This window comes from Cytobacillus sp. FSL W8-0315, assembly GCF_038002905.1.
GTDB classification, from domain to species: domain Bacteria; phylum Bacillota; class Bacilli; order Bacillales; family Cytobacillaceae; genus Cytobacillus; species Cytobacillus pseudoceanisediminis.
This window is the reverse complement of the sequence record NZ_JBBOOC010000001.1, coordinates 1,140,322-1,152,975: the sequence shown is the minus strand read 5'-3', so window position 1 is coordinate 1,152,975 and position 12,654 is coordinate 1,140,322. Positions and strand designations below refer to the sequence as shown.

General features: G+C 39.6%; 11 protein-coding genes. 2 read left to right on the top strand and 9 right to left on the bottom strand.

The features are described 5' to 3' along the window. The first annotated feature begins 183 nt into the window (after positions 1–183). Entirely contained in the window at positions 184–984 is an 801-nt protein-coding gene (locus tag MKY20_RS05980) for an SGNH/GDSL hydrolase family protein (protein WP_251174206.1), read from the top strand. A gap of 45 nt (positions 985–1,029) precedes the next feature. On the opposite strand, the gene MKY20_RS05975 is transcribed toward MKY20_RS05980, so the two are convergent. The 8 genes from MKY20_RS05975 to MKY20_RS05940 all read right to left on the bottom strand — a co-directional run bounded on the left by MKY20_RS05975 (position 1,030) and on the right by MKY20_RS05940 (position 10,151). After that, the gene (locus MKY20_RS05975) at positions 1,030–1,179 is read right to left on the bottom strand and encodes a hypothetical protein (RefSeq protein ID WP_251174207.1); all 150 of its coding nucleotides are present in this window, start codon (positions 1,177–1,179) and stop codon (positions 1,030–1,032) included. 59 nt (positions 1,180–1,238) lie between these two features. Beyond that, a complete protein-coding gene (locus MKY20_RS05970; protein ID WP_251174208.1) occupies positions 1,239–1,586 on the bottom strand; it encodes a hypothetical protein in 348 nt (115 codons plus the stop codon). 74 nt (positions 1,587–1,660) lie between these two features. After that, the gene (locus MKY20_RS05965) at positions 1,661–2,473 is read right to left on the bottom strand and encodes a hypothetical protein (protein WP_251174209.1); all 813 of its coding nucleotides are present in this window, start codon (positions 2,471–2,473) and stop codon (positions 1,661–1,663) included. A gap of 23 nt (positions 2,474–2,496) precedes the next feature. Continuing rightward, the gene (locus tag MKY20_RS05960; protein WP_251266832.1) at positions 2,497–3,057 is read right to left on the bottom strand and encodes a hypothetical protein; all 561 of its coding nucleotides are present in this window, start codon (positions 3,055–3,057) and stop codon (positions 2,497–2,499) included. A gap of 180 nt (positions 3,058–3,237) precedes the next feature. Then, entirely contained in the window at positions 3,238–4,977 is a 1,740-nt protein-coding gene (locus MKY20_RS05955; RefSeq protein ID WP_251266831.1) for a glycoside hydrolase family 26 protein, read from the bottom strand. 245 nt (positions 4,978–5,222) lie between these two features. Then, positions 5,223–8,300, bottom strand: coding sequence for an Ig-like domain-containing protein (locus MKY20_RS05950; protein ID WP_251266830.1), 3,078 nt, complete (start codon positions 8,298–8,300; stop codon positions 5,223–5,225). 167 nt (positions 8,301–8,467) lie between these two features. After that, positions 8,468–9,121 (bottom strand): class D sortase, encoded by a 654-nt coding sequence (locus MKY20_RS05945; protein WP_251174214.1) that lies wholly within the window; start codon positions 9,119–9,121, stop codon positions 8,468–8,470. Between the two features lies 1 nt (position 9,122). Next, entirely contained in the window at positions 9,123–10,151 is a 1,029-nt protein-coding gene (locus MKY20_RS05940) for a processed acidic surface protein (RefSeq protein WP_251174215.1), read from the bottom strand. 204 nt (positions 10,152–10,355) lie between these two features. On the opposite strand from MKY20_RS05940, the gene MKY20_RS05935 reads away from it, so the two are divergent. Then, positions 10,356–10,574 (top strand): excalibur calcium-binding domain-containing protein, encoded by a 219-nt coding sequence (locus MKY20_RS05935; protein WP_374940689.1) that lies wholly within the window; start codon positions 10,356–10,358, stop codon positions 10,572–10,574. Positions 10,575–10,617: 43 nt separating this feature from the next. Here the strand turns inward: MKY20_RS05935 and MKY20_RS05930 are convergent, their stop codons facing one another. Beyond that, positions 10,618–12,630: a penicillin-binding transpeptidase domain-containing protein gene (locus MKY20_RS05930; protein WP_251174217.1), complete on the bottom strand. Its 2,013-nt coding sequence runs from the start codon at positions 12,628–12,630 to the stop codon at positions 10,618–10,620. Positions 12,631–12,654: the final 24 nt, after the last annotated feature.

The following is a 12,654-nucleotide window of genomic DNA, read 5'->3' as shown; positions in this document are numbered from 1 at the left end:
ACTCAAAATATTATATCATATCAAGTTGCCATTTTTGTGATTTTTTGTCATAATTTTAATGAAAATGTAACCATTTTGTTATTACTATTCCTATTTAACTATAAAATGACATTTTTTGATAGGCGAAATTTTAAATTGGGAAATTTTACATTTATAAAATTAAATCCTTTGTTGGAGGTAATTATGAAGAAGTTTTATATTCTATTGCTGGCCATCTCCTGTGGGGTGGTCCTATACTGGGGCAATTCCCATTGGAAGGAAAGAACTGTCCTTTCTACAGATGCAACTAGTCAAGAGACAAAGAAAACTGCGGAACCCGCCGAAGTTGCGGAAGAGATTGACAAAAGAATAGATATTGAGGAATTTCAAAAGATATCAGTTAACTGGCCTGCCGAAGCCAAAAGAAGATTTGAACAAACACTCTTAGAAGGCATCCCTTATAAAATCCTTCTTGCAGGATCTACAGCTTTAGGCAGTAATGAAGATGGATGGGCGTCCTCAGCAAAGAAAAAGCTTGAAGAGACCTTCGGGGAGGGCTCCATCGAGGTAGACATTCAAGTCTTTGACGGCACTTCAATGGAGTTCAGCGATCAGGATAAAGTTTCCGATATGATTGATGCAGAAGCAGATCTTATCGTTTTAGAGCCGTTCACTTTGCAGGATAACAGTTTCGTTCGGATTGAAGACTCCCATGCTCATATTACTAATTGGATTTCAGCAGTAAAAGAAAAAAATCCTGACACCGTGTTCATTCTTCAGCCTCCAAATCCAATTTATGATGCAAACTATTACCTTGTCCAGATTGAAGAATTAGAGAAATTCGCTGAAACAAACGATATTCCTTATCTTAACCACTGGTCTGCATGGCCCTCTACAGATTCAGAGGAAATCATACCGTATCTGAACAAAGAGAATGAAGCTCCTAGTGAGAAGGGTCATGAACTGTGGAGTAAATATGTAACTGACTTTTTTATTAGCAAATAAAAAAATGCAAACCAGCCCAGCCGGTTTGCATTTTTTCTGATTTCCTTACTTCTCCCCTTTATAACTTACCTTCACACCGGCGCTTTCCTTCATACCTTCACTTTGTACCGTTATATAAACACTGCCTGCTTTTTTGCCAAGCTGGCTGATGCTGATACCAGCAGATGTTTTAGTCACTTTTCCTGACTTAGCCAAAAGTTTGCCGCCTTTGGAAGCATTATAAACTTTGACAACATCCCCTTTTTTAAGCTTGCTTACGGTAATGACATCTTTTTTTGATTTATTGTTTGTAATTTCACCTGGCTTGATTTCACTGGATTCGCCTGCTCACCAGTGAAAGATACAGCTGTCCTTTTACTTTCCGTCATACTTGGCGAGGTAACAGTGACGTAGATCTTCCCTGCTTTTTCACCAATCTGATTCACACTGATGGTATCAGCGGATCCTGTGCTCGTTTTTTGGGCAATCAGCTTTCCTTTTGCTGAAGCATTGTATACCTTGATCACATCCCCCTTTTTAATGCCGGAGATGCGAATGGAATCTTTCTTTCCTTTATTATTGGTTACTGTTACTTTACTTGAAGCGAGTCCTGGGGCTTGCATATAAAGCTTAAAGGAATAAGGGATATCAATACTGCCATAATAATTCTTGATCTGCAGATAATAAGTTCCTTTTTTCAGGGAAACCTGCAGTGCTGCATTGCCCTTAACAGCTTCACTTCCATTTGTGTATAGGTCTTTATAACCTTGCCGGAGCTGTTCTGGATATGTGCATATAACTCCATTCCAGCCTTCTGAGGAATCTGCAGATTTACCAGACCATCCTTTGGTACTGAAAACTTATAGAAGTCGATATCGTTATAATCTTGAAGATTCCCTTTGTAGGTTTGGTTTAAGTTAACCGCTGTTGCGTTTGTTAAATTATTATTAAATTCCTGTTCATAATAATTACTTGATGTATATTTCACCTGAAACTCGTAAGGTTTATCTATTCCATATGAATAATTACTTATTAAAACATAGTAAGTTCCTTTTGGTAATCCAACTTCCCTTGCCACATTACCTTCGATCATTTCACTGTCACCTGTGTAAATTTTTGTGTATATGTTCCCCTTAGTATCCTGTATATGGGCATACCATATGGTTCCCGGACTTTGCTTTATAGATAATGCGACATTTCCTGGCTTTGTAAGGGTAAATTTAAAGAAATCCTTATCATCCGAATTCTGCAGGTTTCCCTTATAGATTTTATTGAGGGTTAATCCGTTTGCAGTTGTAATGGAATTATTAAACTCCTTTTCATAATAATCTGTTGCTGTATATTGAACTTTCATTTGGTAAGCTGTTTCAAAACCATCCGAATAATTTTCAATCTTTACGTAATAGGTGCCTGCCGGAAGCCCTACCTCTGCAGCTGAATACCCTGTAACCATCTCACTATCGTCTGTATACATATAATCATAGACATTTCCTTTTGTATCCTGTGACATCAGGCTGATTCCCAATCAAAAGCTTAATGTTTCCTGGCTTTGTTAGAGTAAATGTAAAAATCTTTATCATCATATCTTCTAAGCATTCCAGCATAAATCTTATTTAACTCTATCGCATTTGCTGCTGTTAGAGAATCATTGAACTCTTTTTCATAATAATTGGATTGTGTATATTGAACCTTAAATTCATAATTCACTCCTATTGCACCGGAGTAGTTTTCAATTTTTATGAAGTAGGTGCCCGCCGGCAGGCCAACAGCTCTTGATGCATCTCCGCTCACCATTTCACTGTCATCCGTTATGAACGACTCAAACACCTGGCCTGAACTGTTCATAATCTCTCCATCCCAAGTAGAATTGTGTTTTTGTTTTATTGCCAGTGTAATATTCCCTGGTGCCGAAATGGTAAATTTATAGAAATCCTTCTGGTCATAATCTTTAAGTACACCTTTATAGGTCTGATTAAGATTAATAGCCTTCGCATCTGAAATGGATGCAGCCGCCTTTTCTGTCCCCCACATTAAAAATGCACAACATGCAAGAAGTGCAAAGAGGAAACTTTTCATCGTTTTAGTTGCTATCAAGTGTATCTCTCCTTTAATAAAATTAAGAATATTTTATCTCATATTACTTATTTTGGATATATTTTATTTCCATTTAACCAGAACTTTTTTACTATATTGTGAGAAACAAAAAAAGAGAAAAGACATTTGCCTCTTCTCTCTTATTCATTATGGGCTAGGCGAGTTATATAAACTAAAGACTCAATAATAAATATGCAAATTTCCATCTTTAAATTCATACTTCATATCAAAACCCTTTAGGATTTCCATAAGTGGAAGGCCAGTTATTTCTCTTTTTTCAAAAAAGGCAGCTTTGTCTATCTTCAAAGTCTCATGCTTTACTTTTAGGCTTTCTCCTTTATAGGCTACTTCAAATGTTTGTTTATTTTCTTCTTTTACATCCATGTCTAGATAATCCCGTACAAACTGAAAATCAACGTATAATTGTCCACCATAATAAAAGAAGAAATCTCTGTACGAATAAGTCTCATTCTTAGCTGGACTCTCCTCTACTTTTGATAAATAACGATTTGTTTTTATATTGTTTGAGTATGCATTAAGAATGCTCTTTTTCTCTGTAATGGCATAATTATTGATTTTCCTTCCTTCCGGCGCATTAACAAGATTATTCACATCAAAGTAGTAAATAAATTTAACACGCGGATATAGTTCAGCAAGGTATTTATACATCCGGGTTATCTTTTCAACAGCGAAGTCGTCATGATGCTTCCCATCTGTCACGGTGTAATTGGTTGCCCCGAATTCACCAATGACAATAGGTTTTTTATGGCTGTAAGTGTTATATACATAGTCCAATAAACGCAGCGGATCTTCAAAATCCGATTTTGCTTCGATATTATCATTATGATAGAAAACGTTATAAATATTGACGCCAACATAGTCGACATATTCATCACCGGGATAGAATTCATCAATCGTTGATTCCGGCATCGTGAAGACATTCCACAGCATCATGACGTTAGGGGCTTCTTCCTCCATCACTTCATGCACCAATTTCCATTTCTCGATGTATTGCTCGGAATGACCCGAATAAAAGGTCCAGGTTCCGTTCATTTCACTTGCGTAGCGTAAAAGGATCGGGACCTTTAATTCACCAGCATCCTTTGCGAATTGCCTCAAATACTCATCATCCTTCACTTCATCCAGTCCATTATTCGGCTCCCATGCTACCTGCGGGAAGCCGCCTGCCGCGATGACATCTTCAGCCCACTCCTTCGGAAATGGCTTTCCATACCCGACATATCTGAAATAGGAGGCATGTGTTTTTCCAGTAAGCTTGTTGAATGTGTTCATGCTCGTATTTATATATTCATCCTGCAAAACATAGCCACCCAGGTATATGCCGCTTCTCGGTTCATATTTTTCACCCGGAACATTTTCCTTATGTACAAAAATCGTAGAGCCTAGTTCCTGATCATAAGGCTTTTTGGTTTGCTCCTCAGGACTTTTAATAGAGACAGTGTTCGTTTGCTTATCATAAAAGAAGTCCATTTGAAACCCCAAGTATTTTTCGACAGACTGATCGGGGACATAGATAATACCGTCTATTATTTCATATCCGCACATTTCATCCTTAGCCAAATTGCAATTTTGAATTAATCCATTGTTATAAGTAACACTTCTATCTTTATAACTAATCGTTAGCTTATCTTCATTTTCCTCTGTTTCCACTAACGTGATGGCTTTTAAATCAGGCAGGGATATATAGAGCGAACCATTCTTTTCACCAATAGGATGAAGTAATTTATAATGATTTCCGTCATAAACAACATTGTCAGAATACCCAACAACATTCATTTTTTCACTGTTATGTTTAATTCTATTCCAGATTTCAGCAGGCTCTATAATGATGATTCCAAATAGGCAGATAAGGAAAAACGCAGTCACAACAGAGAGTACTAGCTTTTGTTTCGACATCATATTAAATCCTTTCTTTACAAGTAATTGTCCATAAGACTGTTTTGGGCATATATTTTTATTCTAACAATGTGCCTGATGGACAGCTGTAAAGATTCTGTTAATTTATAGCAAATGTTTGTAAATAGGATGTTTCATTGCTGTTATCATTATTCACAAAGAGTCGTACCGGAAACCTCTTTCAGGGATTTCCCTATCAATGTGTCATAAAAAAAGAGAAAAGGCCGCAGCCTTTCCCCCTCAATTTATTATCGCTTCTTTACAGTTATTTTTGCGGACTTCCCGGTATTGCCTGCCTTATCTTTGGCATAAACATAAAGGATTTTTCCTGTTTTCTGTTTAGCTATCTTTACTGAAAAACTGCCTGATTTGGCGGCTTTAGCAGACCCAATTACCTTAGTGCCAGCTTTTACATATACCGTGGAATAAGCTTCAGCTTTTCCGGTTACTTTTGTTGATGATGATGTCACCTTGTTAACGGAAGGCGTTTTAGGCGGCGTTTTGTCCTTCACCGTGATTTTTGCTGCCTTGCTTGTATTGCCTGCCTTATCCTTTGCCGTTACATATAAAACGGTGCCAGCCTTTTGAGCTGATTTGATTGTGACAGTGAACTTTCCATCTTTAGCTGCTGTAGTTGTACCGAGTATTGTGCTTCCTCTTTTCACAGTAACTCTGGACACGGCTTCTGCTGTTCCTGTAATTTTTTTATCAGTGTCTTTCATCGAATTTACTTTTGGTGCGGCCGGAGCTGTTTTATCTATTACTGTTACTTTAGCCATTTTGCTTAGATTGCCGGCTTTATCTGCCGCTGTCAAACTCAGTACAGTGCCGGCTTTTTGTGCAGATTTCAAGCTTATAGTGAACTTCCCATACTTATCAGCAGTAGCCGAACCGAGTGTACTGCTTCCTTTCTTGACTGTCACTTGTGACCCCGCTTCTGCCTGCCCCGTTACCTTTTTATCATAATCTTTTACAGGGTCAGCCTTTGGCGATGCAGGAGCAGTTTTGTCTATTACCGTAACATTAGTTACTTTACTTACATTCCCAGCCTTATCAGTGGCGGTAATCGTTAAGACCGTTCCTGCTTTTTCAGCAGCCTTTAATGCTACACTAAACTTTCCGTCTGTTCCTGCTGCAGCCGTGCCAAGAACAGACGAGCCTTTTTTCACTGTCACTGTAGAGCCCGCTTCTGCCTGGCCTGTTACCTTTTTATCATAGTCTCTTACAGGATCTGCTTTAGGTGCTGCAGGAGCAGTTTTATCTAGTACCGTAACCTCGGTCTCAGGACTTTTATTTCCGGAGCTATCTTCCGCCGTCACCGATAAAACTGTTCCTGCCTTTTGCTTTGCTATTGCAGCACTGAAATTCCCGCTGCTGTCAGCAGTTGCAGTACTCAGCAGAGTATTTCCAGCTTTCACTGTTATTTTACTGCCTTCTTCTGCTTTTCCTGTTACAGTGCTATCCTGGTCACTGACCGGATTAACTGTTGGAGCAGCAGGGGGAGTTGCATCCTCTTCCTCACCAACAAAGGTATATGTAATATCCGCCCCTTTGTCCACTGGAATCTCATTTGATGCCTGGGTAACAATGGCACCTCCGCCCCTTAAATTGGTGGATGCTCCTGTATATAGTCTCGGCTGCAGAGCATTAAAAGCCTGCTCACCTTTAAATCCATATTGCCCGTCGTGCTGCTTCAACAAAAGTGCTCCACGGAAATTTGTCATCGTCTTCCCAAATGTAAGTGACGGATCCACATACTTCTTCATGACATTTTCTACTGCCCTATAGTCATTATTGGAATCCTTCAGGATTTCTTTAAAAATAGCATTGCCTTTGTTCGCCTGAAGCTTCACATATTGCCCGAATAAATAGGATAAAGAGTAATTGGCAAGTGTATCTCCATTATTGTCCCAATAAAGAAGTGAGTGTCCTCTGGCAATTGAATTGGAATAATTGTAATAATCGATTCTGTCAGTCAACGGCTGCCCTGTGTACACTTGTTCTGCCGCCATGGCCAAGGCTTCATCAAGCCAGATGTCCATGCCGTCTTCATCACCTTCAATAAAGACATTCTGGTTGAAGTTGACCATATGCTGAAATTCGTGAGCCAGCGTTTCATAGGATGCTGAAGGATCTTTTACTGCACCGGCCCCCATTAGCGGATAGGTATCCACATAGAAGATCTCTGATTGGTTTGAATACTGAATATTATACAGGTCCCCCGGATAGAAATACCCGGCTATATAACCTCCGCTCCCATTAAATCCATCCTGGATATCATAAGCAAGAATATTAACTTTTCCGTCACCATCCACATCCGATTCATTAGCGAAATGGTTTGTAATAATCGGATGAATGCCTGCATCAAACTCTTTGCCAAGATCTTCAGCCTGCTTTTGTGTCAGCTGGCTGTTATTTACCCACACATTCGCTTTTGACCCGGAATAAAGCAGGGTTGCATTTATCTGATAATCCGCATTGGAGTAAAAATCGTACACCCAGAAATACTTTGATTGTCCCAGCTGATAAGCAGATCTTTTGCTTTTATAGCTCCCCAGCTGCTTCCCTTTATTTTTCCTCACATCAAAGGGCTTCTTTACATCTAGTCTGTATGCATCTTGCTTAAGCTTTTTATTGGAAGCATACTTGTCATTATTGATAGAGAACTGCCCAGTGCTTTGATAGGAATCCCCTAAAACGGATTCATTGCTGATGATGGTATATTTGTTCGATGGTCCTTCCTCTTCACCTTTATAGAAAGGATTTTTCACTTTTAACAAGAAGGCATCTGAATAATATTCTGAATAAACACTTTCTGAAACACCCAGACGCATATAAATGTATGGCTGTTCAGCAAAATAGGATTTTTCAATATATGACTCCAAATAAGCGCTCTGGATACCGTACAAATCATAGTCCACAGACCCCAGGAACGCAAAGCTGTCATTTTCTTCTTCATAAAATTCAAGGGTGACAATGGAATCTTTTGAATAATACGCAGATGATTGATAATAGAATTCAAGCATCATTCTGGAATCGGTATATTCCAAAACATCTTCAAACCATAAATGATGATATGAATTCCAGCTATCCAGTAATGTACCAGCAAAATCACCAGGTTCCATTAAAGGAAAGTCATCTTTAGTTACAGTCCTAATATCTTTTGTGGCCTCTTGAACCTTTTTGGGAGCCCCCTCCTTATGGATGGTTTCCTTCAGACGGCTGGCTTTGGCCGTATTCTCTTTCTCCACTCCCAAAACTGTGATGGGCTGGACTGCAAGAAGCAATACCAGAAACAAGCATATTACCCTTTTGAACTGACTCATCTCTTTTCCTCCGCTATTCAAATTCCTATCACTCTACTCACTTTTGAAATTAGTAGAATATGTATATTATATAGGGATATTTATCTAATGGTTGTCGAAAATAGTAATACAAAAATTTTTTTCTATAAAAAAAAGTCCCCCTTATTAAGGAGACTCTGTTAATCTCTTTACTTCTTGGATATGAGATGGGCAACCAGAATGTATCTTTGTGGTGCATCACCAATAAAATCAAATGGGTAGCAGGTCGTAACCGTCAGCATGGCACGCGGTTTAGGGACAATTACCGTCCTGTCGTCCGCATCCACAATCCGCACTTTATTGACCCGGTACTCAAAGGTTCCGGCCTTTGTCGTTACTTCCAGAATATCTCCTTCGCCTACTTCACCCAGCCTTCTGAAGACCGTATCTCTATGACCGGAAAGGACAGAGTTATCTTTTTCCCCTGGCATTACACTGCCGGCATAATGCCCTACGCCTTTTTCAAGCTCATCTTCATCTGTGCCATGGATAATCGGCAGCACGGATTTGATTTTCGGGATGTACAGCTCACCGATTTCCTCGCCTACTTCCGGCTTATCCGGGTATAAAACTTCCTTTTCTTCTTCCTCTTCCACTTTTCCTGCTGCAGAGACTTCTTTCTTTAGCTCCATTTCTCTTTCAGGCGCATTCATCTTATAAGAGATATACCCTTTTCCAACTTTATAGACGCTTGTCGTAGTAAACCAAAGCCCCAGCACAATTAAGCTTAAACTAAAGAAAAGAAGAAGCAGCCGCTTTCTGTGGCTGACTTCTCTATTCCTTCGGCTTTTCTCTTGCCTCATATTATCTTTCCCTTACTCTGCGGAATAATGTCATGCCGACCATAATCCCGAGCAGTCCAAGAACCCCATATATAAGATTGTTGGAAGCTGTATTTGGGAGCTTTCCGCCTTTTACTGTTTTATTTTCAGAGGAAGGCTTTTTCACCTTTTCCACTTTTTCCGCTGCATTTGTAATATCCTTGCCTGTTTCTTTAATTAAATCTGAATCAAACATTTCACCTGTGATGATGATATCTGCCAGGAAATCGCCTGCCAGATTATAAATACTGATTTTCAGCTTGGCATTGATCAATTCCTTCATATTTACTAATTCAAGAAGAGTCAGGTTCTTTTCAGTACCTTTAGTGATAAGAGTATACTCTGCTTTTACCTGATAAATGGAAAGCAGTTCATCAAAAATTGACAGCAATTCCTCTACTTGTTCTGAACTCAGTTCCCCTGTCTCATCGAACTCTCCAATAGCCATCATCCGATAAGATAATTCCTCCATCCGGGCCATGGTTTCAGGGCTCAAAAGGTCATCCTCTATCGAAATGAGATGATTCTTCAATCTCTCAATCTCTTCATCTGTTAAATCAAATTCAGCTTTAAACACCTCTAATAGTTCCAGAATCATATCTTCATCGACAATCTCATCTTTAGTATAAAAAAATACGCTCTCCTCAAGATCACCGACAAAAATGTAATCCTCCAGTTCTTCACCAAATTCTGCAAGCAAGCTTCTTAAAGACTCCTCATTCAACTCATAATCATCATAGATATATTGAATGTTGCTTAAATCAGCTTTAATTACTTCACCAAGGGACTCACTAAGCTCTTGTACAGAATCATAATCTTCAATAGTTTCATCATACATGGAAAGAACCATTTCAATGTCTTCCTTCGTAACTTCAAAACCCCTGATTGCGCTAATGTCACTTAAATACTGCTTAAATTCTTCCTCAAATTCCGGACTCTGAGCTGAAGCGGCAGGGCTGAACAAACTGAAAATTAAGACTAAAACTGATAGAACAACGCCTAATTTCCTCATAATCTTCCTCATTTCACCATTTTTTCAATACTTCTATATTATATTTCCTGTTCCTATTTTTTACAATAAACAATTTAAGAGATTTAAATTATCATTGATCTGTTATAGAAGATGAATTATATTTATTACATATTTAGGAAAATAGGAGGAGTTATTTTGAGAAAATTGCTTTCAGCCATCATTACCCTATGCCTTTTAGCCTCATTGTCTTTTAGCCCGGCAGCTTCCGCAAAAACTGCCAAAATCAAAACATATAAAAACTGCACAGAGCTTAATAAAGACTATAAAGGAGGAGTAGCACGATCAGCCGGCATTAAGAATAAAGGCGGAAAAACCAAATATAAACCATATGTATCCGCTAAACTCTATGATGCGAACAAGTCAAAAGACAGGGACAAGGACAAAATTGCCTGTGAAAGATAACTGAATCAAAAAAGGGAAGCAGCCATCTGCCTCCCTTTTCTATTTAAAATCGATCTTTATTTTTTTCAAATACCTTCTTTACCTTTTCCACAACAACCTTTGAACCGCCTTTATCTTCAACGCCTTCTATCATCATTGCAATCAGCAGTTTAGGTGCCCCTGGATTATAGGCAACAAACAGGCCGTTTTCCTGTCCTTTTTCCTCTGCACTTCTTTTCAGCTCGGCTGTGCCTGTTTTTCCGGCAAGCGGGTAATCCTTCATATTCGCAGAGTGAGCTGTTCCGGAAGGCTCCTGAACCACTTTGGTGATGGCCGTTTCTACAGTATTGGCTGTTTCCTCACTGATAATATTTTCTTTCCACACCTGATTCTTTTCTTCCTCTCCCATTAATACCGGCTTTATGAGAGAGCCTTTATTGACAATAGGCGTATAGGATGCTGCCAGATGAAGGATGCTCATCTCCACTTCTCCCTGTCCATAGCCTGAATCTGCCAGTTTGATTTCACTGTCCAGACCGCCAATCTGGGATTGTTCGATCGGGAATGGGAAAGGAACCTCTTCTTCAAAGCCAAACTTCTTTAAGCCCGCAGAGAATTTCTCTTTTCCAAGATCAAGTGCCTCTTTAGCGAAATAGATGTTATCTGAGTACATCATGGCTTTTTCAAAATCAACAGGCCCGTTCGGATCCTTAACACGTGTTACCTGATAGCTGCCCCATGATTTGCTCTTTTGCCATTTAAGTCCTTTCACTTGAATGGTTTCATCAAGTGTCAGTGTCCCTTCGGATAGTCCAACAGCTCCTGTGATTGGCTTCATCACAGAACCTGGAGCATAGGTTTGCTTGAATCGGTTCATGAGTGGCATATCCTTGTTCTCTTCAAGCTGCTTCCACTCCTCAGCGGTAAAGCCCAGCGAAGCCTCATTCGGGTCGAAACTTGGACTGCTGACTAAAGCAAGCGTATCACCTGTAACCGGATCAATTGCAGCAGAAGTTCCCGGACTTCCCTTCAGTTCTTCATATAGATGCTTCTGGAGAGTGATGTCGATTGTCAGCTCAATTGTTTCGCCATTTTCCACAGGTTTTTCTGATAACACAACCTCAGAACCATCTTTCTTTGTGATGCCAATTTTGACACCGTTTGTTCCCTTCAGCCGTTCTTCAAGTACTTGTTCCAGTCCTCTTTTTCCAATGATATCAGTGGAGGAATATCCTTTCCCTTCATTCTTCTTTAGTTCATCAGCTGTAATGGGGCCTACATAGCCAACCAAATGAGCTGATGCCTCACCGAAAGGATAGATTCTTCCTTTTATATCCTGTTTCACAACACCTTTCAGAGCAAACGCTTTATCTAGTGTTGCCTTGTCATCCGGGGAGACTTTTTTAATTGGAACAAAGTATCCTGGCTGTACCCAGTCTGCATTCAGGCTCTTGTTGATTTGCTCTTCTGAGATGCCCAAGGCGGATGAGAGACCTTTAATTGTCTGCTCCTTTTGGCCTTCCATCTGCTCAGGAACAACACCAATTTCATATAAAGTTCCGTTTAAAGCCAGCGGGTCACCTGTGCGGTCTACTATATCCCCCCGCTGTGCCGGAACGGTGCTGTAGCTGATTTTATCCTCAGGTCCAAGCTCCGGGAAAATATAAGTTGTATCCCAAGCAACAAACCAGCTCTTCTCATCCTCTTTTTCTTCCTTCACCAGGCTGGCGTCATGAGTGAATTCAATTTTTCCTGCTGCGCTATCCATGGAAGCTGAAAATGGAAGAGCAGCCTTTTCTTCCTTCTTATATTCTTTTTCCATATCTGGTTTATATGTAACTTTCAACTTGCTAATCTCTAAATCTTTATATACCTTCTCATAGCGGTTTACAAAGTCCTTCTTGCTGATAGACTCTTTAGCGCTTTTTGACAGAAACTCATACATTTTATCGAACTCTTGCTTATTCCAATGCTCAACATACTGGGCAAAACGGTCTTGAGGCTTAACATCTTTATTGCAGCCGCTCAGCAATGCCAGGAATAGAATAGAAATAAGTAAAACCAACCATCTTTTCATGGAAATCCCTCCTTCCTACATTTT